We start from the raw sequence: 26,236 nt of genomic DNA, 5'->3' as shown, positions 1-26,236 counted from the left end.
TGCTTTTAGGTTTTCCACTACAACAAGGATATATCCGTTTTGTTTAAGGCGCAAGCCGTTTATAATCATTAACTTCACATGATTCTGATTAAAAGTCATTGCTTTTTGCTCAACTAAACAAATGTTTTTGTAAATTTGCACCCTTAAAAACGGGGATACCCCTCAAAGTGTAAATTGTAATATAGTAAAATCGTAGATACAGCTATGAGTAAGAGATTTACTGAGTATTCGCAGTTTGACCTTTCGCAGGTGAACAAAGATGTGCTGAAGAAATGGGACGAAAACCAGGTTTTCGCCAAGAGTATGACAGAACGTGACGGCTGCCCTTCATTCGTGTTTTTTGAAGGGCCACCCTCGGCTAATGGTATGCCGGGTATTCACCATGTAATGGCTCGTACTATTAAGGATATTTTCTGCCGTTACAAGACGATGAAAGGTTATCAGGTAAAGCGTAAGGCCGGATGGGATACGCACGGACTGCCTGTGGAACTAAGTGTGGAAAAAGCATTGGGTATCACGAAGGAAGATATTGGTAAGAAAATCTCTGTTGCCGATTACAATGCCGCTTGCCGCAAAGACGTGATGAAATATACCAAAGAGTGGGAAGACCTGACTCATCAGATGGGATATTGGGTGGATATGAAGCATCCTTATATCACATATGATAACCGCTATATTGAAACACTGTGGTGGTTGTTGAAGCAATTGCACAAAAAAGGACTGTTATATAAAGGATATACTATCCAACCGTATTCTCCGGCTGCGGGAACAGGATTGAGCTCACACGAGTTGAACCAGCCGGGTTGCTATCGTGATGTAAAAGATACAACTGCCGTTGCCCAGTTTAAGATGAAGAACCCCAAGCCGGAAATGGCAGAGTGGGGAACTCCTTATTTTATAGCATGGACAACCACTCCGTGGACATTGCCTTCAAATACAGCGCTTTGTGTAGGGCCGAAAATTGATTATGTTGCCGTACAGTCTTATAATTCTTATACCGGAGAACCGATTACGGTTGTCTTGGCAAAGGCTTTGTTGAATGTACATTTCAATGCGAAAGCGGCAGATTTGAAACTGGAAGATTACAAGGCTGGAGATAAGCTTGTGCCGTTCAAGGTAATTGCCGAATATAAAGGCGCTGACCTGATTGGCATGGAATACGAGCAACTGATTCCTTGGGTGAAGCCGGTTGAAGTATCCGAAGACGGTGCCTGGAAAGCCAGTGATAAAGCTTTCCGTGTAATTCCAGGTGATTATGTGACTACAGAAGATGGTACAGGTATCGTCCACATTGCACCGACATTTGGTGCGGACGACGCGAATGTGGCACGTGCTGCAGGAATCCCGTCACTGTTCATGATTAATAAGAAAGGTGAAACTCGCCCGATGGTAGACCTGACCGGTAAATTCTATCTATTGGATGAACTGGACGAAGAGTTTGTGAAGGAATGCGTTGATGTAGATAAATACAAGGAATATCAGGGCGCATGGGTGAAAAATGCCTATGATCCTCAATTTATGGTAGATGGCAAATACGATGAGAAAGCCGCACAAGCTGCCGAGTCTCTGGATATTGTGATTGCCATGATGATGAAAGCCAACAACAAGGCTTTCAAGATAGAGAAACATGTCCACAACTATCCGCATTGCTGGCGTACAGACAAACCGGTACTTTATTATCCATTGGATAGCTGGTTTATCCGTTCTACTGCCTGCAAGGAACGTATGATAGAACTGAACAAGACCATCAACTGGAAACCGGAATCTACCGGAACAGGACGTTTCGGCAAGTGGCTGGAAAATCTGAATGACTGGAACCTGAGTCGTTCCCGTTATTGGGGTACTCCGTTACCTATCTGGCGTACGGAAGATAACTCTGATGAGATATGTATCGAGTCTGTAGAAGAACTTTATAATGAAATAGAAAAATCGGTAGCTGCCGGATTTATGAAATCAAATCCTTATAAGGATAAAGGTTTTGTTCCGGGCGAATATACTGAAGAGAACTATGATAAGATTGACCTTCACCGTCCTTATGTAGACGATGTGATATTGGTATCGAAAGACGGTCAGCCGATGAAGCGTGAATCCGACTTGATCGATGTTTGGTTCGATTCGGGTGCTATGCCATATGCGCAGATTCATTATCCGTTTGAGAATAAGGAAATGTTGGATAACCGTGAGGTATATCCGGCCGACTTTATCGCGGAAGGAGTGGATCAGACACGTGGTTGGTTCTTTACGTTGCATGCTATTGCCACTATGGTATTTGATAGTGTGTCATATAAAGCTGTAATCTCCAACGGGCTGGTGCTTGATAAGAATGGTAACAAAATGTCCAAGCGTCTGAATAACGCTGTCGATCCGTTTACTACGATTGAAAAGTATGGTTCAGACCCGTTGCGTTGGTATATGATTACCAACTCTTCTCCGTGGGATAATTTGAAATTCGATGTTGAAGGAGTGGAAGAAGTTCGCCGTAAGTTCTTCGGTACTTTATATAATACTTATTCATTCTTCGCGCTTTATGCCAATGTGGATGGATTTGAATACAAAGAAGCTGATGTCCCGATGGCGGAACGCCCGGAAATCGACCGTTGGATTCTGTCTGTATTGAATACACTGATAAAAGAGGTGGATACTTGCTATAATGAATATGAGCCGACAAAGGCAGGTCGTCTGATTTCTGACTTTGTGAACGATAATTTGTCTAACTGGTATGTTCGCCTGAACCGTAAACGTTTCTGGGGTGGTGAATTTACACAGGACAAATTGTCTGCATACCAGACACTGTATACCTGTCTTGAAACAGTTGCCAAATTAATGTCTCCCATATCTCCGTTCTATGCAGACCGTTTATATACGGACTTGGTTACTGCAACAGGGCGCGATAATGTGGTTTCTGTCCACTTGGCTAAATTCCCTGAATGTCAGGAAAACAGGATAGACAAGGAATTGGAAGCCCGTATGCAGATGGCACAGGATGTGACGTCTATGGTATTGGCATTGCGCCGTAAAGTGAATATCAAGGTTCGCCAACCGCTGCAATGTATCATGGTTCCGGTGGTGGATGAGGAGCAGAAAGCCCATATCGAAGCCGTGAAGAACTTGATTATGAATGAAGTAAATGTCAAAGAAGTCAAGTTCGTAGATGGTGCGGCCGGTGTATTGGTGAAGAAAGTGAAATGTGACTTTAAGAAGCTCGGCCCTAAATTTGGAAAACAAATGAAAGCGGTGGCCGCTGCTGTTGCGGAAATGTCACAGGAAGCAATTGCCGAACTGGAAAAGAACGGAAAATATACATTGAACCTGGACGGAGCGGAAGCTGTCATCGAAGCGACGGATGTGGAAATCTTCAGTGAAGACATTCCGGGATGGCTGGTTGCCAACGAAGGCAAACTGACTGTTGCGCTTGAAGTGACTGTTACCGAAGAGTTGCGTCGTGAAGGTATTGCCCGCGAATTGGTGAATCGTATCCAGAATATACGTAAATCAAGCGGTTTCGAGATTACAGACAAAATAAAAATAACAATCTCGAAAAATACGCAAACAGATGATGCGGTAAAAGAATATAATACTTATATTTGTAACCAGGTTTTAGGCACATCTTTGGAACTTGTAGATGAGGTGAAAGACGCTACAGAGCTTAACTTCGATGATTTCTCACTGTTCGTGAATGTGATAAAAGACTAATACTATATTGATTAACCTTTTAAAATTGTAAGATTATGGCAGAAAAGACTAGATACTCAGATGCGGAACTCGAAGAATTCCGTGCCATCATAATGGAGAAACTGGAATTGGCACAACGTGACTATGAACAGTTGAAGAGGAGTCTGATGGGATTGGACGGTAATGATACCGACGATACATCTCCTACATACAAAGTGTTGGAAGAAGGAGCTAATACGCTTTCAAAAGAAGAGACTACCCGCCTGGCACAGCGCCAGTTGAAGTTTATCCAGGGATTGCAGGCTGCTTTGATACGTATTGAGAATAAAACGTATGGCATTTGCCGTGAAACGGGAAAGTTGATTCCGGTAGAGCGTTTGCGTGCTGTTCCTCATGCCACTTTGAGTATTGAGGCAAAAAACAGTGGTAAAAAATAATAGATAGCTACATAAGCTACGGGTAACGAGCTACAAGTAGCTGCGCAAAGTTTACGCACGGCACTTGTAGCTCGTTATGTTTAATTTAAATGAACACATGAAGAAACTATTCACGAAGGGGAGAATTGCTCTCATCGTTATCTTTTCCGTATTAATTATTGACCAGGTCATTAAAATCTGGATTAAAACTAACATGTACTGGCACCAGAGTAACCGTGTGACAGATTGGTTTTATATCTATTTCACCGAAAACAACGGGATGGCTTTCGGCATGGAAATCTTTGGTAAGTTATTCCTGACTACATTCCGTATTGTCGCTGTGGCATTGATAGGTTGGTATCTCTATAAAATAGTGAAGAAAGGCTTTAAAACCGGATACATCGTTTGTGTAGCTTTGATCCTGACCGGTGCATTGGGAAATATTATCGACAGTGTATTCTATGGCGTCATTTTCAATGAAAGCACTCATTCGCAGATTGCGAGTTTCATGCCCGAAGGCGGCGGATATTCTACCTGGTTTTACGGTAAAGTGGTGGATATGTTCTATTTTCCGATAATAGATACAAACTGGCCCACATGGATGCCGTTTGTAGGTGGAGAACATTTTATATTCTTCAGTCCGATCTTTAATTTTGCTGATGCTGCCATCAGTTGTGGTATCATTGCTCTGTTGCTCTTTTATAGTAAATATCTGAATGAATCCTACCATTCGTTGGATAAAGATAAAAAGGAAGAAAGTGCGAATCATGAATAATAAATTTCGGTTTCATCTGTGTCTTGTCTGCATGCTTGCTTTTGCAGTGGCCGGGTGTAAAGTGAAAAGGCCCAGTGATGTCATCTCTGAATCGAAGATGGAGAATCTGCTGTATGATTATCATCTGGCAAAATCCATGGGAGACAACCTGCCTTATAGTGAAAACTATAAGAAAGCGCTGTATGTGGATGCCGTTTTTAAGAAATACGGGACTACACAGGCTGCATTCGACTCCTCTATGGTGTGGTACACACGTAACACAGAAGTGCTATCGAAAATTTATGATAAGGTAAGAAAGCGTTTGAAAGACGAACAGGAACTTGTCGGCGACCTGATAGCCAAACGTGACAAGAAGCCGAAAATGACTAAGCAAGGTGACAGCATTGATGTCTGGCCATGGCAGCGCATGGTACGTATGACCGGTGAAATGATGAATAATCAGTATGTATTCACTTTGCCGACCGATTCTAATTATAAAGACCGGGATACTTTGGTGTGGGAAGTGCGATATCATTTCCTCGAACCGATGCTTGCCGATTCTTTGAGATTTGTTACCATGGCGATGCAGGTGATATACGAAAAAGATACAATCAACCGTTGGGAGACTGTGACCGAGCCGGGTATTCAGCAGATACGTCTTTTTGCCGATACATTGGGACAGATGAAGGAGATAAGAGGCTTTATTTATTATCCGGTGGAAAATCAGCAGAAGGCGGGGGCATTGTTGGCCGATCGTTTTTCGATGACTCGTTATCATTGTACGGATACGCTTGCTTTTGCTGTTCGTGATTCCTTGAATAAGATAGAAGCTTTGCGGGTGGATTCTTTGAAAAAACTTGCTGATAAGGAAAAAGTTGATTCGCTACAAAAAGTGGTGGAAGAAAATAAAGAAGATGCACAACGTCTGACGCCGGAAGAAATGAACCGTCGCCGTACGGGAACCCAGCGTGAGAAGAAGCCGGAGCAGATTGAAGTGGAGCAGCATATCCAGCAGGAAAGGATAGAGCAGAGAAGAGAACGGCAGATGAACCAGCGTAAGCAGCAACAGCAAAGACGTCAAACCCGTTAGGCATTATGAAACGATTTGCATCGCATTATTTACTGATACCTGATGTGGGATTTATGAAACAGCAGGTGGTGGAGATTAATGACGAAGGAATTGCGCAAGGTATATTCCCATTGACTGAAGAAATAGAGTCGGTTGAATGGATGCCGGGAGTTATTGTACTGCTTTCTGCACGTCAGTATAATCTTTCAGGCACGGATTACGCGGATTACACGGTTTTCTCATATTTTAAACCGTGTAATCCGCGTAATCCGTGCCTGATAAATAGTTTGAATGAACATTTGCATGAAATGGAGAGGAGAGGGGAAGCCTTGCTTCCTTATTTGTTCTATCCCTTTGATTTTATTTCCATGCAGCCTGTCGACGGAACTCGGCACAGATTACTGCGGTAGCGATGGCTACATTGAGTGATTCGGAAGTTTCCTGCCCCTGCGGATAATTGGGAATATAAAGTTTTCTATTGATTAGCGTTTCCACCTCTTTTCCTATTCCGTTTCCTTCATTTCCCATAACGATCAATCCGGTGGCGGATAATGGCTGCTCGTACATGTTTTTTCCATCCAGGAAAGTACCGAATACCGGAGCATCTCCAAGTGAACGAATAAAATCGGGTAGGGAAGTATAATGCACCTTTACCCGCGCGATTCCACCCATGGTGGCTTGTACGGTTTTTGGGTTATATACGTCTACCGTATTCTGTGAGCAGATAATATGCTCGATACCGAACCAATCGGCTAATCGGATGATAGTCCCCAAATTTCCGGGATCCTGAACGTCGTCCAGTGCCAGGCAAAGGGACTGGTGTACAACTTCCGGATTTAAAATATAGTGGGGCTGTTCAAAAACAGCGAGTACCTGTTGGGGAGTTTTCAGCAAACTGGCTCGTGAGAGTTCTTCCTGTGAAACTTCTGCGATTTCACCTGCATGAATATCCGGATGCTTTTGAAGCCATACGGAAGTGGCGGCCAAAAAACGACAAGGAAAATGTTCAAGTAAATCGCCTGTCAGTTTGGGGCCTTCGGCAAGAAATACCCGTTCTTCTCTACGTATTTTCTTCTGTTCCAGCGAGTGGATATACTTTATTTTGTTTTTACTTAATGATGCCATATATTTGATATTCTTTTGCAAAGCTATAAAGATATTTCCAATCTACCCTTACTTTCCCCTCTTTTTCTTAATTTATTTTCCCCATCGGAAAATATAATTTATCTTTGTAATCGCATTTTTTGTGCTATCGATGTAGAAACCGTATGAGGAGAAATTTTCTTTTTTTGATAACTTCCGCTGCTGTCCTGTCACTTGCTTCGTGCACTGCCACTAAGTTTGTGCCGGATGGTTCTTATTTGTTGGATGAAGTCAAGATTCGTACGGATCAGAAGAATATCCGCCCTTCTTCCTTGCGCATGTATGTGCGCCAGAATCCTAATGCCAAGTGGTTTAGTTTGATAAAGACGCAGCTTTATGTCTATAATCTTTCGGGACGTGACTCTACCAAATGGGGGAATAAGTTTTTGAGAAGGATAGGGGATGCTCCTGTGATATATAGTGAGGAAGAAGCGCTACGTTCAGAGGAAGAAATCACGAAGGCTGTACATAATATGGGATATATGGCAGCAACAGTGACGCGTTCGACGAAGATAAAAAAGAAAAAGATAAAGTTGTATTATGACGTGACGGCAGGAAGCCCATACGTTGTCCGGTCTATTAAATATGATATACCCGATCCAAAGATAGCCAGTATCCTGAAACAGGATTCTGCCAGGAATTTGCTGAAAGAAGGGATGTATTTTGATGTCAATGTATTGGATGCAGACAGGCAACGTATCACGGACAGGTTACTGCGGAACGGTTACTATAAATTTAATAAGGATTATATCGGCTATACCGCTGATACGGCCCGTAATACATATAATGTGGATTTAATCCAACATTTGCAACCCTATAAAGTTCATGCAAGCGATTCTGCCAGAGCACATCAGCAATACAGGATAAACAAGATTAATTTTATTACGGATTATGATGTGTTGCAGTCATCTGCAATGAGCAGTGTGGAAATCAATGACTCTGTTCATTATAAAGGCTATCCGATTTACTATAAAGACAAACTTTACTTGCGTCCCAAAGTGCTGACGGATAATCTTCGTTTCAGTTCCGGGGACTTGTATAATGAACGGGATGTGCAGCAGACGTATTCCAGTTTTGGGCGTTTGTCTGCCTTGAAATATACAAATATCCGTTTTGTTGAAACACAGATCGGCGATTCGACAAAACTCGATTGTTACGTGATGTTGACTAAGAGTAAGCATAAATCCGTAGCTTTCGAGGTGGAAGGGACAAACTCTGCCGGAGACTTGGGGGCGGCAGCTTCCGTTTCTTTTCAGAACCGAAATCTTTTTCGGGGTTCGGAGACTTTTATGATAAAATTCCGTGGTGCTTATGAAGTGATTTCCGGACTTCAAGCTGGTTATTCGAATAATAACTATACGGAATATGGGGTGGAGACAAGCATTAATTTTCCTAACTTCCTGTTTCCTTTTCTTTCATCGGACTTTAAACGGAAAATCCGGGCTACTACGGAGTTCGGATTGCAGTATAATTATCAGTTGCGACCAGAATTTTTGCGTACGATGGCTTCCGCTAATTGGAGCTATAAGTGGACTCAGCGTCAGCGGATACAACACCGCATCGACTTGATTAATATCGGTTTTCTCTATTTGCCGCGTATATCCGACAAATTCAGAGAGGATTATATAAATAAGGGGCAGAATCAGGTTTTCCAGTATAATTATCAGAACCGCTTGATTATAAATATGGGATATAGCTATAATTATAATAGTGTGGGCGGATCCATAGTTAATAATACAATCGCTGCCAATTCATATTCTATCCGTTTTAATTTCGAATCTGCCGGAAATGTAATGTATGCTTTGTCGAAGGCTACCGGTATTCGGAAGAATGGTAATGGTGAGTATGCAATTTTGGGTATTCCTTATGCCCAATATCTGAAAGGGGAATTTGATTTTGCTAAAAATATAAGGATTGACCGTCGTAATTCATTTGCGTTTCATGCAGGTATAGGCATTGCTGTTCCTTATGGAAATGCGAAAACAATTCCGTTTGAGAAGCAATATTTCTCGGGTGGAGCCAATAGTGTTCGTGGTTGGTCTGTACGTGATTTGGGGCCGGGCTCTTTTGCCGGAAATGGGAATCTGCTGGATCAATCCGGTGATATTAAGTTGGATGCCAGTATTGAATATCGGAGTAAATTGTTCTGGAAGTTCCAGGGAGCGGTATTTGTTGATGCAGGCAATATTTGGACAATCAGGAATTACGCGAATCAGCCGGGTGGCGTATTCGAATTTGATAAGTTCTATAAGCAGATAGCAGTGGCTTATGGATTAGGGTTACGGCTTGATTTGGATTTCTTCATCCTTCGTTTTGACGGTGGTATGAAAGCGGTTAATCCGGCCTTCCAAACAAAAAAAGAGCATTTTCCTATTATTCATCCTAAGTTTAGTCGTGATTTTGCTTTCCATTTTGCAGTGGGATATCCTTTCTGATTAGCCATTTATTGTATTCTCTTACCAGTTCGAGCGTATCTTGCAGGGCGTTTATCTGTTTCATTTCCCCATTTATTGGATTGATAATCAATGCATTCTTTATTTGGCAAACAACTGTTGCTCTCTCGGAGTTGGCATCTATTTCACTTGAGACAATTGAAACTTTAGCGGCTCCTTGTGCCTTTAACTGGTCTAGGTGAGTTTGGCGGACATTAGATGCCAAAAAGCTAAGGTAGGACAGGGAAGAAGGAGTACTCCATTCTTTGGCAACCGGATAATTGAAATTATAAAATGCTTCACAAAAATCTATGGCTGTTTGCTCAATTTGGTTTTGCGGGGTTTGTTGCTGGCATGAAAAACATGTGAATAATAAGAATGAAAGGATTAATATGTGTAGCTTGTTCATAGGATAAAGAAATTTGTAATCGGGAATGATAATGAAAAAAGGAGATGAAACTCACCTGAACAGGTTCCATCTCCTTCATATTTGTTTTCTTTTGATTATTAACGGGCTGCAAACATAAGGTTGCTTGTTGTAGCCTGACGGGCTGCCATCATACCTTGGGCATCCAGTGTAACATTCATCTTTTCGCCGTTTGGTAAGAACAGATCGGCTGTACCGTCATTGTTCATCTTGATCAATTCTGTGCTTTCACCGTTTGCTACAACATTCCAAGTATTGGCTTCTTTGTTGTAAATCAGATCCATGGAAGCAGTTTCACCTTCTTTAGTGATAGAATAACCATTCTCAAGCGTTTTTACCATGTAGTTGCCGTTTTCTCCTTTTACTTTCTTCACGTCACCTACATTAGCCATCGGATTGGAGCCACTCCAGAATTCGATAGAGTTGATAACTAAAGCATCAGCCAGATAAGCTACTCCATAAACCGGAATAATGTTGAAAGCCAAAAATACAAGTTCATTTACAAATTTGTTTCCAACAGACTGGTTCCAGGAAGATAAACGGTTGAATAAACCAAATGAACCTACACAAGAACTGAATAATAGGCTGCCGCTAAGTACTACTGCGACTAAAGACAGTTTCCCTCTTTTCATGACAAAAATGTTTTTGATTAATAAAAAATGTTTATATATTCTCTTTTAAATGTATGCAAATATAATATTTTTTAATTAATCAACGTTATTATTTCTATTTTTTGTATGATTTAGATTTTCGCCGTTGCAATTCGTAGCCGATTATATGGTCAATTGAGAATTTGCCGGGGCCGGCAATATACATGACAATAAATACGACTAAGTAGATGAAAGCCATCTCTTTAACTGCAAACGCATCATTGGCGTGAACTATAAAGAATGCTACAATCATAGTGAAAATCATTGGAATCATTGCTAGCCGGTACAGGAAGCCGACGATAAATGCCATTGAGCACACAAGTTCGCCAAAAATAGCTAATCCGAGAGAGATAGGACTTCCTATTCCCAACGGATCGGGAAAGGCTGTCGACAGCTCCTGAAAATTACTCCATTTTTGTATACCGTGGTTCATTAATAATATTCCGAAGATAATTCGGACTGCCAATAAAAGCAAAGAAGCTTTTGTCGTATTGGGCTTTGTCGGAAATAAAAGATTATAAATCATAAGTTGTTCTATTTTTTAGTTCATCTCTATTTATATAAACATAAAAAATCTTGATTTTGTTCTTTGGAGATTATAAAAATGGATATGTTTGATATTGAAAAGAAACAAGTAACCTTGTTCGTGAATAAATAAACTTTGTATCTTTGTCGAAAAATATAAAAGATATATGGCACAACATACTTATGACAATGATTCTGTCCAAGAGTTGCTGGACTGGGCAAAAAAGATGATTGAAATTAAAAATTATCCGACTGAAAAATATCAGCTTAATAAGTGTACTACAATTATTGATGGTAAACAGTATCTGGAGTCTTTGGTGGCGATGATTGCCAGGAACTGGGAAAATTCAACATTCCATCCGATTATTGACCAATTATGGGAGTTTCGGGAGAAATGGGAGAATAAAGAAGCATAACAGGAGCCAGGAATGGCATTGCTTAAAAATATATGTGCACTCTAATCACGCTTGATGAGAGTGCACAATTTTCAAAATAAACATATAATACTCGTGACTTTAATAAGGGCACGAGAAATAAGGGTGTGCAAATATACACCGAATAGTCGCAAAAATCGACTGTTTAGTCACATTTTTAATCTAAATAGGCAAAATTTACATTTGTTTGAGCGCCTAAAAGGGCAGCCATCTTTTTTTCTTTTTCAGAGATGGTTTTTCCTCTTCTCCATTTTGGCTGTATATATCTGCGAATGTCTTTTTCTCTTTTATCATTTCATAGATAACTCCCCAGTCCGGCAATCCGCCCAGGTTACGGTCGTCTATAAACATGTCGGCTTTCAACTTCCGGGAGAAGCCCTGGTGGTCTTTTTGCTCTTCAGGATAATCCTTATTGACGGCATAAAACTCCAAGCCTCTGGCTTTGCACCATTCGACAGCTTCATCCAGAAGTGAACCTTCGCGCACACTCCACAATATCAAACGGTGCTTTTCTTGTTGCAATAACTTCAGCGTATCAACTGCAAATGGAATTTCCTCACCAATACGCGGGTAACGATGTTCTACAATCGTTCCGTCAAAATCAACAGCTATAATCATAGTTCTTTTTTAATACCTAATTTTAGACAAAGATACGGACAGTAAGCCAAAAAAACGTATCTTTGCTCCAAATTAACATTTTAATAAAAATTATCACTACATGAACAATTCCCCTCAGCGTGCTGCCAAAGGCTTTACAAGAGCATTTTGGGTCAGCAACACAGTCGAACTGTTTGAACGTATGGCGTATTATGCCGTTTTTATCGTTCTCACTATTTATCTATCCTCTATTTTAGGTTTTAATGATTTTGAAGCAAGTATGATTTCCGGTTTATTTTCCGGTGGATTATATCTGCTTCCTATTTTTTCCGGTGCTTATGCCGACAAAATCGGTTTCCGGAAATCAATGATTATAGCATTTTCCTTATTATCTATCGGATATTTAGGGCTAGGAGTCTTGCCTACTTTATTAGAAGCGGCCGGATTAGTAAGTTATGGCGCAACGACACAGTTTAGCGATTTGCCTGATAGCAGTTCCCGTTGGCTGATTGTGCCTGTCTTGTTTATTCTTATGGTAGGCGGTTCTTTCATTAAATCTATTATTTCCGCTTCTGTAGCCAAAGAAACGACAGAAGCCACCCGTGCCCGCGGTTATTCTATTTTTTATATGATGGTGAATATAGGTGCTTTCACCGGTAAGACAATTATTGACCCTTTGCGGAATGTAATTGGTGAACAGGCGTATATCTACATCAATTATTTTTCCGGTGCCATGACTATTATTGCTTTGCTTGCCGTTATTCTTCTTTATAAATCTACTCATACGGCAGGAGAAGGGAAAAGTCTTTGTGAGATTGGGCAAGGATTTATGAGAATTATAACGAACTGGCGTTTGCTGATTCTTATATTGATTGTCACAGGCTTCTGGATGGTGCAACAACAACTTTATGCTACGATGCCCAAGTATGTGATCCGTATGGCCGGCGAAACGGCAAAACCGGGATGGATTGCCAATGTGAATCCTTTTGTGGTGGTATGTTGTGTTAGTTTTATCACACGCTGGATGGCAAAACGCAGCGCTATCACTTCAATGAATGTAGGAATGTTTCTGATTCCTGTTTCGGCTTTATTGATGGCATGTGGCAACTTGCTTGGCAACGACTTGATTTCAGGTATGAGCAATATCACATTGATGATGGTTGCGGGTATTGTTGTGCAGGCACTTGCCGAGTGTTTTATCTCGCCGCGTTATCTGGAATATTTCTCTTTGCAGGCTCCTAAAGGAGAAGAAGGAATGTATCTGGGTTTTAGTCATTTACATTCTTTCCTTTCGTCTATTTTCGGTTTTGGGTTGGCGGGAATCCTGCTGACTGAATATTGTCCGGATCCTGCTTTGTTCGAGACGCGTGCAGCATGGGAGGCAGCCAGCGGAAATGCCCATTATATATGGTATTACTTTGCTGCAATTGGTCTGATTGCCGCTATAGCGCTGCTATTATTTGCAAAAATCACCGAATCCATCGACAAAAAGAAGAAGGCTAATCAGTAATTCTCTTCTTTTTTACGTATATTTGCCGTCACTTTGCTGTAAAAGTTGACGGCATTTTTATTTTTTAATAAAGAAGATAAAACATGAAAGTAAAATTTATAAGCTTGGCGAGTGGCAGTAGTGGGAACTGTTATTATCTGGGCACTGAAACCTATGGAATACTGATAGATGCTGGAATTGGTATCCGTACTATAAAAAAGACACTGAAGGATTTCAATATCTTGATGGATAGTATCCGTGCCGTATTTATTACGCATGATCATGCGGATCATATTAAAGCCGTAGGTCATTTGGGTGAGAAGTTCAACATTCCGGTCTACACAACGGCACGTATCCATGCGGGAATCAATCGTAGTTATTGCATGACGGAGAAACTAAGTTCGTCGGTTCGTTATCTGGAAAAGCAGGAACCTATGATTTTAGAGGATTTCCGCATTGAATCTTTTGAAGTCCCGCATGATGGCACGGATAATGTAGGGTACTGTATCGAAATAGATGGCAAAGTATTTTCTTTCTTAACCGACCTTGGGGAAATTACGCCTACGGCAGCCCATTATATCAGTAAGGCTCACTATTTGATTCTCGAAGCTAACTATGACGAAGAAATGCTCAAAATGGGGCCTTATCCCCAATATTTAAAAGAGCGGATCACAAGCAAGACCGGACACATGAGTAACTCCGATACCGCCGAGTTTTTAGCGGAAAATATCACGGAACACTTGCGATATATCTGGTTATGCCACTTGAGTAAAGACAATAATCATCCGGAGTTGGCTTTTAAAACTGTAGAATGGAAATTAAAGAACAAAGGGGTTATTGTTGGCAAAGACGTGCAACTGCTTGCTTTAAAGCGAAATACGCCTTCCGAGCTTTATGTGTTCGAATAAAAGCGAAAAAAATATAGTAAAAAAGCTGCATGATTGTTTGGTCAAATAAAATAAAAGACCTACTTTTGCAACCGCAAACGAGGAAATAAGCACTCTTAGCTCAGTTGGTAGAGCAACTGACTCTTAATCAGTGGGTCCAGGGTTCGAATCCCTGAGGGTGTACAAATTCCGAAGTTGCAACGTAAATTTAATGTTGCACTCTTAGCTCAGTTGGTAGAGCAACTGACTCTTAATCAGTGGGTCCAGGGTTCGAATCCCTGAGGGTGTACAAAAAAAGAAGTAACAGATGTTGCTTCTTTTTTATTTATATAAGCCGCTCAATTGGCTGAAAGCCTTTTGGAGCATGGAACATTCTTAAATTCTGAGAGATTTTGAGGAATGAGATAAAATAAAATGCCGCTGCTTGAATTGAAGCTCAAACAGCGGCATTTGTATTTTTAACTGCGATATATTAGAACTTGAAGAAGTTCTTTGCGTTATTGTAGCTGATGTCTTCAATCATCTGATTTACGCGTTCCATTTCAGACGCCGGGATTTCCCCGTTCTCTACATCACGTCCTACAAGATTACATAATGTACGACGGAAATATTCATGGCGAGGATAGGAGAGGAATGAGCGGGAGTCTGTCAACATACCTACAAAGCGGCTTAAAAGACCGAGTACGGACAAGGCGTTCATTTGTTTTTCCATACCGTCCTTTTGGTCCAGGAACCACCATCCGGAACCAAATTGGATTTTTCCTGCTACGGAACCATCCTGGAAGTTGCCTAACATAGTAGCGATAACTTCGTTTGCACATGGATTCAGATTGTAGAGGATTGTTTTAGTTAATTTGCCGTTGGTGTTCAGACGGTCGAGGAATTTAGCCATTGCTTTGGCGGTTGTAAATTCACCGATAGAGTCGAAACCGGTGTCAGGACCTAACAGTTTAAACATCTTGGTGTTGTTGTTACGGATAGCTCCATAATGGAACTGTTGCGTCCATCCTTTTTCCCAATCCATCTCTCCGAAAATCACGAGCATAGCTGATTTGAACTTCAGAATTTCTTCTTTTGTCAGTTCTGCACCACCATATACCTTATTAAATATAGCCTTGATTTCCGCATCTGTATAGTCTTCTGCGTAGAATTCTTCGATACCATGGTCAGACAAACGGCATCCTTGTTCTGCGAAGAAGTCATGGCGTTTACGTAAAGCAGCAATCATATCATCAAAGTTGGAGATAGTAACACCGCTTACTTCTGCTAGTTTTTCTACGTAAGCACGGAAATCGGCAGGTACTTCTACCGCCATTGCCTTATCCGGACGCCAGGTCGGCAACATCTTTACTTCAAATCCGCTTTCACGGGTTTTGATGTGGTATTCCAGTGAATCGATAGGGTCATCCGTAGTGCATACTGCTTCTACATGGTAACGACGCATCATTCCGCGAGCTGAATATTCAGGTTGAGCCAACTTCTCATTGCATTCATCGTAAATCTCACGTGCTGTTTGCGGATTCAATATCTTATTGATGCCGAATGCTGTCTTTAATTCAAGATGAGTCCAGTGGTATAGCGGGTTACGGAATGTATAAGGAACTGTTTCAGCCCATTTTTCGAATTTCTCCCAGTCTGTAGTGTCTTTACCTGTACAGAAGCGTTCGTCTACACCATTTGTACGCATTGCACGCCATTTATAGTGGTCGCCACCCAACCAGATTTCAGTCAGTGATTTAAACTTGTAGTCGTCAGCTACCATTTGTGGGATTAAATGACAGTGGTAGTCGATGATCGGCATTTTAGCCGCATGCTCGTGATACAACTTTTGTGCGGTTTCTGTCTGCAACAAAAAGTTTTCGTCCATGAAGTTCTTCATTATTACTGTGTTTTAAGTATATAAAATTATTACTTTCTGTATTTATACCTATATAGTATTGATTTTAAAGCTAATAGGTGTAAATCTCGTTTTAGTTTTATTAACCGTTATCGAACACAAAAATAGAAAATTTACTTGGAGTAACAAAATAATTCGTATATTTGCAGCGATTATTTATAATATTTAAGTTTTAGCACTATGGAGAACCAGAACTATACCATTAAAGACATAGCCCGCATGGCCGGTGTTTCTGCCGGAACGGTTGACAGGGTATTGCACAATCGCGGTGACGTATCTCCCAAGAGCAAAGCTAAAGTGCAAAAGGTACTGGATGAGATTCATTATCAGCCTAATGTATTTGCTATCGGACTGGCTGCTAAAAAGAAATACTCTTTCATTTGTCTGATTCCTTATTATATAGAACATGATTACTGGCATTCGGTAGTGGGTGGTATTGAACGTGCCCGACAAGAGTTGCGTCCATTCAATGTGAGCGTGGATTATCTGTGCTATCATCATGGTGACGAGCAAAGTTATCAGGAAGCCTGCCGTACTATTAAGGATAGCAATGTGGATGCCGTTTTGATTGCTCCGAATTTCCGGGAAGAAACGCTGTCATTGACAGCTTATCTGCAAGAGAATAAGATAGCTTATGCCTTTGTCGATTTCAATATGGAAGAGGTGGATGCATTGACATATATCGGGCAGGATTCTTACAAAAGTGGATATATTGCGGCCAAAATATTGATGCGTAATTATTCGGTAGGAGAAGGGCAGGAACTGGTTCTGTTTCTAAGTAATAGTAAGAATAATCCTGCTGAAATACAGATGCAGCGCCGTTTGAAAGGCTTTATGAGTTATATAACTGAAGAATACAATAATCTGACGATTCATGAAGTAGTGCTCAATAAATCCAATCAGGAAAATAATCAGCAGATTTTGGATGATTTTTTTCAAGCGCATCCGAAAGCTGTACTCGGTGTTGCCTTTAATTCCAGGGTTTATCAATTAGGTGAGTATCTCCGTCACACAGGACGTAGTATGAAAGGATTGATTGGATATGACCTTCTGAAAGCAAATGTAGACCTTCTGAAATCGGGTGATGTACATTATCTGATTGGTCAGCGTCCCAGATTACAAGGATACTGTGGAGTAAAGGCATTGTGTGACCACGTGGTATTTAAAAAGACTGTCGATTCTGTGAAATATATGCCTATTGACATATTGATTAAAGAGAATATTGATTTTTATTTTGAATTTGTATAATATCAACTTTATAAATTACAACTAACATGAAAGCATTAAACAAAGAAACTGCTCCTAAAGTACAACGTCCGGAGCGTATTATTCAATTTGGCGAAGGTAACTTTTTACGCGCTTTTGTAGATTGGATTATTTATAACATGAACCAGAAAACTGATTTTAACAGCAGTGTTGTAGTGGTTCAACCTATTGATAAAGGCATGGTCGATATGCTGAATGCGCAGGATGACCTTTACCATGTTAATCTTCAAGGATTGGATAAAGGGGAAGCGGTTAACAGCTTGACAATGATTGATGTAATCAGTCGTGCGTTAAACCCGTATACTCAGAATGATGAGTTCATGAAGTTGGCAGAACAACCGGAAATGCGTTTCGTTATTTCGAATACTACAGAAGCCGGAATCGCTTTTGATTCGACTTGCAAGCTTGATGATGCTCCTGCTTCATCGTATCCGGGTAAATTGACTCAATTGCTGTATCATCGTTTTAAAACATTCAACGGTGATAAAACGAAAGGTTTGATTATTTTCCCTTGTGAACTAATTTTCCTGAACGGCCACAAACTGAAAGAAACGATTTATCAGTATATTGAATTGTGGAACCTGGGTAATGAATTCAAAACTTGGTTTGAAGAAGCTTGTGGCGTATATGCAACATTGGTAGACCGTATCGTTCCGGGATTCCCACGCAAGGATATTGCTGCTATCAAAGAAAAATTGCAATATGATGATAACTTGGTTGTTCAGGCTGAAATTTTCCATCTGTGGGTAATTGAAGCTCCGCAGGAAGTTGCCAAAGAATTCCCGGCTGATAAGGCAGGTCTGAATGTATTGTTCGTTCCGTCGGAAGCTCCTTACCATGAACGTAAAGTGACTCTGTTGAATGGCCCTCACACAGTTCTTTCTCCGGTTGCTTATCTGTCCGGAGTGAATATCGTTCGTGATGCTTGTCAGCACGAAGTAATCGGTAAATATATCCATAAGGTGATGTTTGGCGAACTGATGGAAACATTGAATTTGCCGAAAGATGAATTAGAGAAATTTGCTAACGACGTATTGGAACGTTTCAATAACCCGTTTGTAGACCATGCAGTAACAAGCATTATGCTGAACTCATTCCCGAAATTTGAAACTCGTGATCTTCCGGGGTTGAAAACTTACTTGGAACGCAAAGGTGAACTTCCTAAGGGATTAGTACTCGGTTTGGCTGCTATCATTACTTATTATAAAGGTGGCGTACGTGCCGACGGTGCTGAAATTGTACCGAATGATGCTCCTGAAATCATGAACTTGTTGAAGGAGCTTTGGGCTACTGGCTGTACAAAGAAGGTTGCAGAAGGTGTTCTTGGCGCAGAATTCATCTGGGGTGAAGACTTGAATAAGATTCCGAGACTGACAGAAGCTGTGAAAGCGGATTTGGATTCAATTCAGGAAAAAGGTATGTTGGAGACTGTGAAAGGTATTCTTTAAAGTTAAAAGGATAATTTGAAAATAGCGCCACTATTCTTTGAACGGTGGCGCTATTCTTTTTATAATATATTGTGATTGTCTATTCTTCTTCTTGTTCAGCAGCATGCAAAATAAATGTTGTAGCTCCAATAGTCACAATAGCTCCGTCTTCAATGCGGATCCGATCCTTATCCCTCAGGATTTCATTCATCAGAAATGTCCCTGTCAAGCTGGGAGCATCACGTAATGTATAAACAAGTTTTCCTTGTTTATTGCGTTTTATATTGATGATGCAGTGACGGCGATCCATGCTCATATCACCACTTTCGATAGGAGTATTAATATTAGTTCCTACACAACGTCGTCCTATGACATTGTCTCCTTCTTGTAATGGAAGTATTTGTTTAAACCCAAAAACGTTTTCGATTACTGTGATATATCCGAATTCTTCCTTATGTGCTTCGGCTTCTTCTTCCAGATTTTCTTCGTTTCTAAGGGCTTTTACCTTACTTTTTCCAAGCCGGATACTGAATTGTTTGCCACAATGTTCACATTCAAATACAAGTGATTGGCCTTCACTATATTTGGTTTCATCAAAATAAAGATAATTCTCACATTTGGGACAAAGAACTCGTTTCATGCTTTTTATAAAGGGATTTTTTATTTGGCCAGTAACCAGGCATTCTTGTAGGTTTCATTTTTTCTAAGCTCCAATAGCTGTTTGGTAGCTTCTTCACGATTTTCGAATGAACGGATGCTGACACGTACTTTACCATCTGTATTCAGTGCTTTTGCTTCTGCAAATCCTTTTGAATTCAATTGATTTGCCATAGCTTCTGCATCTTTAAGACTGATTCCGCCTGCTACTATAATATGATAAGGATGATCCACATTCGCTTGTGGCTTGACAGATACAGGAACGGGAACAACTTCTTGTTTGGCTACTTTTACTTCTTTCACAGCAATAGGTCTTGATGTCTGCGCTTTATCCGCTGTCAGTTTTGGAGTGGATGAAGTCTTGGCTGAAGCAGAAGTCTTCTTTGTTTGTTGCGCGACATCGTTCTTTACGTAAACAGGAGTTACTGCAACCGATTGCTTTTCTATTTGCTCAAAAAGTTCGCCGGGTAATAACTGTGCATAATTGTTCTTCTGAACATCGGTATTCTCTACCGGAGTTGAAAAAGCAAAAAACAATACGATAGCGGCAATCATAGCGGCTGCATTACGAAGGAATGCACGATTGATGCTAATTTCATAAGTTTTCTTCTCTTTTTCCAGATTGGCAGGCACTAATACCTTTTCTCTTTGTTGCAACGTGGATAGTTCGTGCATTTCAAAAGAGTCCAGTCCATAGAGTGAAGGAGTCGTTATCTTATAATCATAAGGGATAAATTCATAATTTCCATAAATGTTATAATGAATTTCACCTATATTCTCCAAATGCGCTTTACCTTCCTCATGAAGAAGCCCGATAAACTCGCTTACTTCCTTTTCTACGATGCGGTTGGCATCAGCAAAACTCGTGTCGTATGCTGACATATAAGATTGTACTAATACTCCGTCGTTCAGCTTTAATTGAGGATTAAAGCCGATAGTGCGGGTAGGGGGCAAAAAAAGATTCTCTTCTTTTACATGAGTTGCAGGAGCGTAATGTGCTACGAATCCACCAAATCCCGGAACGATAACGCAGTCGTTTTCCAGTAGTAAAACCTCTATATGTTGTGCCAATTCAATCATGTCTGCAAAATTAAGAGATAAATTGAATATATCCCAGAAAACTGCGAAAAATTCACTACTTTTGCATCGTTTTATTTATTACTATAACGATGAACTATATACAGACGGAAATAGACGGAGTGTGGCTGATAGAGCCGAAAGTGTTCTCCGACGAACGTGGCTATTTTATGGAAGCCTTTAAGCAAGAAGAGTTTGAAGCCAATATCGGGCCTGTAAATTTTATACAGGATAATGAGTCGAAATCTTCTTTTGGCGTATTGCGCGGATTACATTATCAGAAAGGTGAATATAGTCAGGCTAAATTGGTTCGCGTCATTAAAGGAGAAGTGCTGGACGTTGCCGTTGATTTGCGTAAATCATCACCCACATTCGGAAAACATGTGTCCGTATTACTTAGTGAGGAGAATAAAAGACAGTTTTTTATTCCACGCGGTTTTGCGCATGGTTTTGCTGTATTAAGCGAAGAAGCCATTTTTACGTATAAGGTAGACAACAAGTATACTCCACAGGCAGAAGCCTCTATTTTATATAATGATGAAACATTGGGAATAGATTGGCCGCTGACTGATTCGCAGATGTTATTGTCTTCCAAGGACAGAGAGGCCACGGCTTTCAAGAATGCTGCATATTTTGAATAACTTCTAAACAAACAATAAAATATAAAGTATGAAAATTGCGATTGTAGGAACCGGATATGTAGGTCTGGTGTCAGGTACATGTTTCGCTGAAATCGGCGTGAATGTAACTTGTGTTGATACTGACAGCGAGAAAATAGAATCTTTGCAGAAGGGAATCATTCCGATTTATGAGAATGGATTGGAAGAGATGGTGCTCCGTAATATGAAAGCAAAGAGATTGAAGTTTACCACGTCATTAGAGAGTTGTCTGGATGATGTGGAAGTGATATTTAGTGCTGTGGGTACACCGCCGGACGAAGATGGCAGCGCTGACTTGAAATATGTGTTGGAGGTAGCCCGTACTATCGGTCGCAATATGAAGCAGTATAAACTGGTGGTTACTAAGAGTACGGTTCCCGTAGGTACTGCCGGCAAAGTTCGTGCAGCCATTCAGGAAGAATTGGATAAAAGAGGAGTGAAGGTGGATTTCGATGTTGCTTCTAATCCGGAATTTCTGAAAGAAGGAAATGCAATCAGTGACTTTATGAGTCCGGATCGCGTGGTAGTAGGAGTAGAGTCGGCACGTGCGGAGAAACTGATGTCCAAGTTGTATAAGCCGTTCTTATTAAATAACTTCCGTGTGATTTTCATGGATATTCCGTCTGCCGAAATGACCAAATATGCGGCAAATTCAATGTTGGCAACCCGTATCAGCTTTATGAATGACATTGCAAACCTTTGCGAGATAGTCGGTGCGGATGTAAATATGGTACGTAGCGGAATTGGTTCGGATACGCGTATCGGACGTAAATTCTTATATCCGGGCATTGGATATGGCGGTTCATGTTTTCCTAAAGATGTGAAAGCCCTTATTAAAACCGCAGAGCAGAATGGGTATATAATGCGGGTACTTAGCGCTGTGGAAGAGGTGAACGAACAGCAGAAAAGTGTTTTGTTCGAAAAGCTAGTGAAGCATTTTAATGGTGATTTGAAAGGTAAGACCATCGCTCTTTGGGGCTTGGCATTCAAACCGGAGACAGATGATATGCGCGAAGCTCCGGCACTGGTCCTGATTGATAAGCTGCTGAAAGCCGGCTGTCAGGTACGTGCGTATGATCCGGCTGCTGTACAAGAATGCAGACGTCGTATTGGAGATACAATCTATTATGCTTGCGATATGTATGATGCGGTACTTGATGCTGATGCATTGATGTTGGTTACCGAATGGAAGGAATTCCGTTTGCCTTCATGGGCTGTCATCAAAAAAACAATGGCACGGCAGATTGTGTTGGACGGACGTAATATATACGACAAAAAAGAGATGGAAGAACTTGGATTCGTTTATCATTGTATTGGTAAATGAAAAAATAAGAGTATCTTTAGGCAAAACTAAGACAGATGATGAAATATGTGGCTATATCGTTAATGGTGTTTTTTTCTGCGGCATGTAGCGGCAATAAGAATCCGGATTCTCCCGAACAGGGGAAAGAGGATACGAATGCCAAGGAGCTGTTGCAGGGAATTTGGCTGGACGATGAGACTGAAAGCCCGTTGATGCGCGTGGAAGGGGATACCATCTACTATGCCGATGCCCAAAGTGCTCCGATTGCATTTAAAATCATGCGGGATACTCTTTATACCTATGGCAATGACACGACTTATTACAAGATTGACAAGCAGGCGGAACATATATTCTGGTTTCATGCCATAACAGACAACATCATCAAGCTGCATAAATCAGAGGATCCTAATGATTCATTGTCATTTGCCCGTCAGGAATTGGTGATTCCGACTTATAATGAAGTAACTCAACGCGATAGCGTGGTGACCTATAATGGCACCCGCTATCGTGCTTATGTCTATATCAACCCTTCTAAAATGAGGGTTATAAAAACTACCTATTCCGAAGACGGGATTAGTATGGATAATGTATATTACGATAATGTGATGCACATCTGCGTTTATGAGGGCAAAAAGAGTCTGTTTGCCAGTGATATTACTAAACAGATGTTTGACCAGGTGGTTCCCGGAGATTTTTTGATGCAAGCTATTTTATCTGATACGAAGTTTGTAAAAGTAGACCGGAATGGTTTTCATTATCAAGCTGTTTTAGCCATTCCGGAAAGTTCTATATATAGCATTGCAGATATGGAAGTAAGTTTTGAAGGAAACTTGACCATTACTTCAACGAAATAACGGATTTCGTATTAATTCTGTCTGGGAGAGGGGCGGTTGTTGCCTTTTCCACCATTGTTTTTTCCACGGAAGTTCCTTCTTTTAGGGTTGTTGCCATACTTGCCTTTATTGAAAGAACGCGGCTTGTATTCCGGTGCTTCCCCCAACTCTGCGGGAATAGGTATCTTATAGATTTCTTTTTCCAGAAAATTCTCAATACTTTTAAAGTTGCTCTGTTCCTTTTCGTTGACAAACGTAAGCGCTACTCCGTCATTATTGGCACGTGCCGTACGTCCGATACGATGTACATAGTCTTCGCTGTCATGGGGAACATCAAAGTTGATTACCAAACGGATATCATCAATGTCAATACCACGGGCAACGATATCTGTGGCTACTAATATATTGATCCGGCCGGCTTTGAATTCGTGCATCACTGCTTCCCGTTGAGCTTGTTCGAGATCCGAATGCATTTCTCCTACATTCAATTTCATTGATTTCAAAGCTTTAGCCACCTCTTTTACTTTGATCTTGGAAGATGCAAAGACGATGACACGTTCGGGAACTTCGTTCACAAAGAGGCTGCGAATAATTCCCAACTTTTGATTTTCATAACAAACGTATGCAGCCTGTATAATCTTATCAGCAGGTTTTGAAACGGCCAGTTTTATTTCTGCCGGATTATTCAGGATCGTATTTGCCAGTTGTTGTATTTTGGCAGGCATGGTTGCAGAGAACATGATAGTCTGCCGTTCTTTCGGCAAATACTTCACGATCTGCATGATATCCTCGTAGAATCCCATGTCCAACATCCGGTCTGCTTCGTCCAGAATAAAATAAGAAACCTTGGAAAGGTCTACATATCCAAGGCTTAGATGGGCGAGCAGACGTCCGGGAGTGGCAATAACAACATCTGCTCCTAATGTGAGCCCTTTTTTCTGTTGCTCAAACAAGATGCCATCATTTCCGCCATATACGGCAACACTCGATGCCGGCATAAAATAGGAAAATCCTTCCATTTGCTGGTCTATCTGTTGGGCCAATTCCCGGGTAGGAGACATAATGACACAATTGATTGCATCTTCAGGATGTTTTCCTTCAGATAATTTATTCAATACAGGAAGCAGGAATGCTGCTGTTTTGCCTGTACCGGTCTGTGCTACGGCTATCAAATCTTTCCCTTCAAGTATGAGCGGGATTGCCTGTTCCTGAATAGGCGTGCATTCGTCAAATCGCATGGCATCGAGCGCCTCAAGCACATTTGCGTTTAATTGTAGTTCGGAAAACTTCATTCTTTTATTAATTTGTCAGCAAAGATAATTTATTTTTCGGTCTAATTACATATTCAAATAAGAATCTTTGAATCCGAGGAAATAGAGCACTCCGTCAAGCCCGATGGTATTGATGGATTGTTTGGCATTTGCCACTACTTTAGGCTTGGCATGAAATGCGATTCCCAGTCCGGCAACTCCCAGCATAGGGAGGTCGTTAGCGCCATCTCCTACGGCAATGGTCTGTGCGATATCGACTTTTTCCACTTGGGCGATCAGGCGTAGTAGTTCAGCCTTTCGTTTGCCGTCTACGACATCTCCCAGGTAGCGTCCGGTCAGCTTTCCATCTATAATTTCCAGTTCGTTCGCATATACGTAGTCTATGCCATATTTCTTTTGCAGATACTGTCCGAAGTAAGTAAATCCGCCGGAAAGGATCGCTATCTTATAACCATATTTTTTCAATACATACATCAATCTGTCAACTCCTTCTGTGATAGGCAGGCTTTCAGCGATTTCCTGCATGACAGATTCGTCCAGACCTTTCAGTAAGGCTACGCGGCGGGTAAAACTTTCTGTGAAGTCTATTTCACCGCGCATGGCACTTTCCGTGATCGCTTTCACTTCATCACCCACACCGGCACGGATGGCCAGTTCGTCAATAACCTCAGTCTCGATCAATGTAGAGTCCATATCGAAACAGATCAGACGGCGCATGCGACGGTACATGTTGTCCAGTTGGAAAGAGAAATCCATATCCAGTTCGCTGGCCAGCTTCATCAGGCTTTCCTGCATGGCAATGCGGTCTTTGGGAGTACCTCTCACTGAAAATTCGATGCAGGCACGTGTACGTGCGTCTGTATTGCATTCATCCAATGGAATACGGCCTGTCAGACGTTTGATTGCGTCGATATTCATGCCTTGTTCTGCCAATACCCTTGTTGCTGCTGATATCTGGCGTGCGGAAAGTTTACGGCCAAGTACCGTCAGGATATAGCGGTTTTTTCCTTGCATACCCACCCAATTCTCGTATTGTTCTGTTGTAATCGGCTCAAAGCGGATGGTAACTCCCAACGAAGATGCTTTGAACAACAACTCCTTCATTATAAAACCGGAATGTCTTTCTTCACTCTTGAATAGGATACCTAATGACAATGTATTATGAATATCCGCCTGACCGATATCAAGGATGGTAGCATCGTATTTGGCGAGTATTTCAGTCACGGATGAGGTAAGTCCCGGACGATCTTCGCCGGTAACTCGAATCAGAATCAATTCAGTATTTGATGGTTGCATAAGAAATAGACTTTTATCCTGCAAAAGTAGAGAAAAAAGTTCGTTTTTATGCTAA

The 26,236-nt window shown here is 41.1% G+C and carries 24 protein-coding genes and 2 tRNA genes; 16 read left to right on the top strand and 10 right to left on the bottom strand.

Features of this window, described 5'->3' with window-relative positions:
* Positions 1-204 precede the first annotated feature (204 nt).
* The 5 genes from ileS to BQ7997_RS08555 all read left to right on the top strand — a co-directional run bounded on the left by ileS (position 205) and on the right by BQ7997_RS08555 (position 6,321).
* A complete protein-coding gene (gene ileS, locus BQ7997_RS08575; protein WP_073345474.1) occupies positions 205-3,693 on the top strand; it encodes an isoleucine--tRNA ligase in 3,489 nt (1,162 codons plus the stop codon).
* 35 nt (positions 3,694-3,728) lie between these two features.
* Positions 3,729-4,109: a TraR/DksA family transcriptional regulator gene (locus tag BQ7997_RS08570; RefSeq protein WP_022138809.1), complete on the top strand. Its 381-nt coding sequence runs from the start codon at positions 3,729-3,731 to the stop codon at positions 4,107-4,109.
* Between the two features lie 97 nt (positions 4,110-4,206).
* Entirely contained in the window at positions 4,207-4,863 is a 657-nt protein-coding gene (locus BQ7997_RS08565) for a lipoprotein signal peptidase (protein ID WP_022138808.1), read from the top strand.
* Positions 4,856-5,932: a DUF4296 domain-containing protein gene (locus BQ7997_RS08560; protein WP_073345471.1), complete on the top strand. Its 1,077-nt coding sequence runs from the start codon at positions 4,856-4,858 to the stop codon at positions 5,930-5,932. The genes BQ7997_RS08565 and BQ7997_RS08560 overlap by 8 nt, the downstream gene beginning before the upstream one ends.
* Positions 5,933-5,937: 5 nt before the next feature.
* On the top strand, positions 5,938-6,321 hold the full coding sequence (locus BQ7997_RS08555; protein ID WP_073345469.1) for a hypothetical protein: 384 nt from the start codon (positions 5,938-5,940) through the stop codon (positions 6,319-6,321).
* Here the strand turns inward: BQ7997_RS08555 and BQ7997_RS08550 are convergent.
* Positions 6,272-7,036, bottom strand: a complete 765-nt coding sequence (locus BQ7997_RS08550; protein WP_073345466.1) for a TrmH family RNA methyltransferase — start codon at positions 7,034-7,036, stop codon at positions 6,272-6,274. The genes BQ7997_RS08555 and BQ7997_RS08550 overlap by 50 nt on opposite strands.
* Before the next feature lie 143 nt (positions 7,037-7,179).
* On the opposite strand from BQ7997_RS08550, the gene tamL reads away from it, so the two are divergent.
* Complete coding sequence (gene tamL / locus BQ7997_RS08545) at positions 7,180-9,489, top strand: translocation and assembly module lipoprotein TamL (protein ID WP_022138804.1); 2,310 nt, start codon at positions 7,180-7,182, stop codon at positions 9,487-9,489.
* On the opposite strand, the gene BQ7997_RS08540 is transcribed toward tamL, so the two are convergent.
* The 3 genes from BQ7997_RS08540 to BQ7997_RS08530 form a co-directional block, all read right to left on the bottom strand.
* Complete coding sequence (locus BQ7997_RS08540) at positions 9,443-9,895, bottom strand: hypothetical protein (protein ID WP_073345463.1); 453 nt, start codon at positions 9,893-9,895, stop codon at positions 9,443-9,445. The genes tamL and BQ7997_RS08540 overlap by 47 nt on opposite strands.
* 98 nt (positions 9,896-9,993) lie before the next feature.
* On the bottom strand, positions 9,994-10,545 hold the full coding sequence (locus BQ7997_RS08535; RefSeq protein ID WP_022138802.1) for a DUF3332 domain-containing protein: 552 nt from the start codon (positions 10,543-10,545) through the stop codon (positions 9,994-9,996).
* 94 nt (positions 10,546-10,639) lie between these two features.
* Complete coding sequence (locus tag BQ7997_RS08530) at positions 10,640-11,089, bottom strand: DoxX family protein (RefSeq protein ID WP_022138801.1); 450 nt, start codon at positions 11,087-11,089, stop codon at positions 10,640-10,642.
* 166 nt (positions 11,090-11,255) lie between these two features.
* Here BQ7997_RS08530 and BQ7997_RS08525 point away from each other — a divergent pair, with 166 nt between their 5' ends.
* Positions 11,256-11,504, top strand: a complete 249-nt coding sequence (locus tag BQ7997_RS08525; RefSeq protein WP_073345461.1) for a DUF6965 family protein — start codon at positions 11,256-11,258, stop codon at positions 11,502-11,504.
* 213 nt (positions 11,505-11,717) lie between these two features.
* On the opposite strand, the gene BQ7997_RS08520 is transcribed toward BQ7997_RS08525, so the two are convergent.
* Entirely contained in the window at positions 11,718-12,140 is a 423-nt protein-coding gene (locus BQ7997_RS08520) for a BT0820 family HAD-type phosphatase (RefSeq protein ID WP_022138799.1), read from the bottom strand.
* A gap of 100 nt (positions 12,141-12,240) precedes the next feature.
* Here BQ7997_RS08520 and BQ7997_RS08515 point away from each other — a divergent pair, with 100 nt between their 5' ends.
* From BQ7997_RS08515 to BQ7997_RS08500, 4 genes are all read left to right on the top strand, one after another.
* A complete protein-coding gene (locus BQ7997_RS08515; protein ID WP_073345457.1) occupies positions 12,241-13,629 on the top strand; it encodes a peptide MFS transporter in 1,389 nt (462 codons plus the stop codon).
* 83 nt (positions 13,630-13,712) lie between these two features.
* Positions 13,713-14,516: an MBL fold metallo-hydrolase gene (locus BQ7997_RS08510; protein WP_022138797.1), complete on the top strand. Its 804-nt coding sequence runs from the start codon at positions 13,713-13,715 to the stop codon at positions 14,514-14,516.
* A gap of 89 nt (positions 14,517-14,605) precedes the next feature.
* Positions 14,606-14,678, top strand: a tRNA-Lys gene (locus tag BQ7997_RS08505).
* Positions 14,679-14,711: 33 nt separating this feature from the next.
* Positions 14,712-14,784 (top strand) — tRNA-Lys (locus tag BQ7997_RS08500).
* 183 nt (positions 14,785-14,967) lie between these two features.
* Here the strand turns inward: BQ7997_RS08500 and uxaC are convergent.
* On the bottom strand, positions 14,968-16,374 hold the full coding sequence (uxaC, locus tag BQ7997_RS08495; protein ID WP_073345454.1) for a glucuronate isomerase: 1,407 nt from the start codon (positions 16,372-16,374) through the stop codon (positions 14,968-14,970).
* 198 nt (positions 16,375-16,572) lie between these two features.
* Here uxaC and BQ7997_RS08490 point away from each other — a divergent pair, with 198 nt between their 5' ends.
* The gene (locus BQ7997_RS08490) at positions 16,573-17,640 is read left to right on the top strand and encodes a LacI family DNA-binding transcriptional regulator (protein WP_073345452.1); all 1,068 of its coding nucleotides are present in this window, start codon (positions 16,573-16,575) and stop codon (positions 17,638-17,640) included.
* Between the two features lie 26 nt (positions 17,641-17,666).
* Positions 17,667-19,106 carry a tagaturonate reductase gene (locus BQ7997_RS08485; protein ID WP_073345449.1) on the top strand — a complete coding sequence of 480 codons (1,440 nt, stop codon included), beginning with the start codon at positions 17,667-17,669 and terminating at the stop codon, positions 19,104-19,106.
* Between the two features lie 79 nt (positions 19,107-19,185).
* Here BQ7997_RS08485 and BQ7997_RS08480 read toward each other — a convergent pair whose 3' ends face one another.
* Positions 19,186-19,725, bottom strand: coding sequence for an FHA domain-containing protein (locus BQ7997_RS08480; protein ID WP_073345447.1), 540 nt, complete (start codon positions 19,723-19,725; stop codon positions 19,186-19,188).
* Between the two features lie 20 nt (positions 19,726-19,745).
* Positions 19,746-20,822, bottom strand: a complete 1,077-nt coding sequence (locus BQ7997_RS08475; protein WP_073345444.1) for an HU domain-containing protein — start codon at positions 20,820-20,822, stop codon at positions 19,746-19,748.
* A gap of 89 nt (positions 20,823-20,911) precedes the next feature.
* Here BQ7997_RS08475 and rfbC point away from each other — a divergent pair, with 89 nt between their 5' ends.
* The 3 genes from rfbC to BQ7997_RS08460 are packed head-to-tail and all read left to right on the top strand — an operon-like array spanning position 20,912 to position 23,635.
* Positions 20,912-21,460: a dTDP-4-dehydrorhamnose 3,5-epimerase gene (gene rfbC, locus BQ7997_RS08470; RefSeq protein WP_022136470.1), complete on the top strand. Its 549-nt coding sequence runs from the start codon at positions 20,912-20,914 to the stop codon at positions 21,458-21,460.
* Between the two features lie 28 nt (positions 21,461-21,488).
* Positions 21,489-22,802: a UDP-glucose dehydrogenase family protein gene (locus BQ7997_RS08465; protein WP_073345442.1), complete on the top strand. Its 1,314-nt coding sequence runs from the start codon at positions 21,489-21,491 to the stop codon at positions 22,800-22,802.
* Positions 22,803-22,837: 35 nt separating this feature from the next.
* Positions 22,838-23,635 (top strand): DUF4738 domain-containing protein, encoded by a 798-nt coding sequence (locus tag BQ7997_RS08460; protein ID WP_073345439.1) that lies wholly within the window; start codon positions 22,838-22,840, stop codon positions 23,633-23,635.
* 11 nt (positions 23,636-23,646) lie between these two features.
* Here the strand turns inward: BQ7997_RS08460 and BQ7997_RS08455 are convergent, their stop codons facing one another.
* Positions 23,647-24,906 (bottom strand): DEAD/DEAH box helicase, encoded by a 1,260-nt coding sequence (locus tag BQ7997_RS08455; RefSeq protein ID WP_073345436.1) that lies wholly within the window; start codon positions 24,904-24,906, stop codon positions 23,647-23,649.
* 45 nt (positions 24,907-24,951) lie between these two features.
* On the bottom strand, positions 24,952-26,181 hold the full coding sequence (gene serB / locus BQ7997_RS08450) for a phosphoserine phosphatase SerB (RefSeq protein WP_022136474.1): 1,230 nt from the start codon (positions 26,179-26,181) through the stop codon (positions 24,952-24,954).
* Between the last annotated feature and the right edge of the window lie 55 nt (positions 26,182-26,236).

Origin of the sequence: Bacteroides congonensis, assembly GCF_900130125.1 — a bacterium.
GTDB lineage: Bacteria > Bacteroidota > Bacteroidia > Bacteroidales > Bacteroidaceae > Bacteroides > Bacteroides congonensis.
Note: the sequence above shows the minus strand (reverse complement) of the source record. Positions and strands in the feature narration are given on the sequence as shown.

What these genes read in the sequence shown, in the direction of transcription:
- ileS (WP_073345474.1), top strand. Translation starts at nt 205, where the DNA reads ATGAGTAAGAGATTTACTGAGTATTCGCAGTTTGACCTTTCGCAGGTG.
- BQ7997_RS08570 (WP_022138809.1), top strand. Translation starts at nt 3,729, where the DNA reads ATGGCAGAAAAGACTAGATACTCAGATGCGGAACTCGAAGAATTCCGT.
- BQ7997_RS08565 (WP_022138808.1), top strand. Translation starts at nt 4,207, where the DNA reads ATGAAGAAACTATTCACGAAGGGGAGAATTGCTCTCATCGTTATCTTT.
- BQ7997_RS08560 (WP_073345471.1), top strand. Translation starts at nt 4,856, where the DNA reads ATGAATAATAAATTTCGGTTTCATCTGTGTCTTGTCTGCATGCTTGCT.
- BQ7997_RS08555 (WP_073345469.1), top strand. Translation starts at nt 5,938, where the DNA reads ATGAAACGATTTGCATCGCATTATTTACTGATACCTGATGTGGGATTT.
- BQ7997_RS08550 (WP_073345466.1), bottom strand. Translation starts at nt 7,036, where the DNA reads ATGGCATCATTAAGTAAAAACAAAATAAAGTATATCCACTCGCTGGAA.
- tamL (WP_022138804.1), top strand. Translation starts at nt 7,180, where the DNA reads ATGAGGAGAAATTTTCTTTTTTTGATAACTTCCGCTGCTGTCCTGTCA.
- BQ7997_RS08540 (WP_073345463.1), bottom strand. Translation starts at nt 9,895, where the DNA reads ATGAACAAGCTACACATATTAATCCTTTCATTCTTATTATTCACATGT.
- BQ7997_RS08535 (WP_022138802.1), bottom strand. Translation starts at nt 10,545, where the DNA reads ATGAAAAGAGGGAAACTGTCTTTAGTCGCAGTAGTACTTAGCGGCAGC.
- BQ7997_RS08530 (WP_022138801.1), bottom strand. Translation starts at nt 11,089, where the DNA reads ATGATTTATAATCTTTTATTTCCGACAAAGCCCAATACGACAAAAGCT.
- BQ7997_RS08525 (WP_073345461.1), top strand. Translation starts at nt 11,256, where the DNA reads ATGGCACAACATACTTATGACAATGATTCTGTCCAAGAGTTGCTGGAC.
- BQ7997_RS08520 (WP_022138799.1), bottom strand. Translation starts at nt 12,140, where the DNA reads ATGATTATAGCTGTTGATTTTGACGGAACGATTGTAGAACATCGTTAC.
- BQ7997_RS08515 (WP_073345457.1), top strand. Translation starts at nt 12,241, where the DNA reads ATGAACAATTCCCCTCAGCGTGCTGCCAAAGGCTTTACAAGAGCATTT.
- BQ7997_RS08510 (WP_022138797.1), top strand. Translation starts at nt 13,713, where the DNA reads ATGAAAGTAAAATTTATAAGCTTGGCGAGTGGCAGTAGTGGGAACTGT.
- uxaC (WP_073345454.1), bottom strand. Translation starts at nt 16,374, where the DNA reads ATGAAGAACTTCATGGACGAAAACTTTTTGTTGCAGACAGAAACCGCA.
- BQ7997_RS08490 (WP_073345452.1), top strand. Translation starts at nt 16,573, where the DNA reads ATGGAGAACCAGAACTATACCATTAAAGACATAGCCCGCATGGCCGGT.
- BQ7997_RS08485 (WP_073345449.1), top strand. Translation starts at nt 17,667, where the DNA reads ATGAAAGCATTAAACAAAGAAACTGCTCCTAAAGTACAACGTCCGGAG.
- BQ7997_RS08480 (WP_073345447.1), bottom strand. Translation starts at nt 19,725, where the DNA reads ATGAAACGAGTTCTTTGTCCCAAATGTGAGAATTATCTTTATTTTGAT.
- BQ7997_RS08475 (WP_073345444.1), bottom strand. Translation starts at nt 20,822, where the DNA reads ATGATTGAATTGGCACAACATATAGAGGTTTTACTACTGGAAAACGAC.
- rfbC (WP_022136470.1), top strand. Translation starts at nt 20,912, where the DNA reads ATGAACTATATACAGACGGAAATAGACGGAGTGTGGCTGATAGAGCCG.
- BQ7997_RS08465 (WP_073345442.1), top strand. Translation starts at nt 21,489, where the DNA reads ATGAAAATTGCGATTGTAGGAACCGGATATGTAGGTCTGGTGTCAGGT.
- BQ7997_RS08460 (WP_073345439.1), top strand. Translation starts at nt 22,838, where the DNA reads ATGATGAAATATGTGGCTATATCGTTAATGGTGTTTTTTTCTGCGGCA.
- BQ7997_RS08455 (WP_073345436.1), bottom strand. Translation starts at nt 24,906, where the DNA reads ATGAAGTTTTCCGAACTACAATTAAACGCAAATGTGCTTGAGGCGCTC.
- serB (WP_022136474.1), bottom strand. Translation starts at nt 26,181, where the DNA reads ATGCAACCATCAAATACTGAATTGATTCTGATTCGAGTTACCGGCGAA.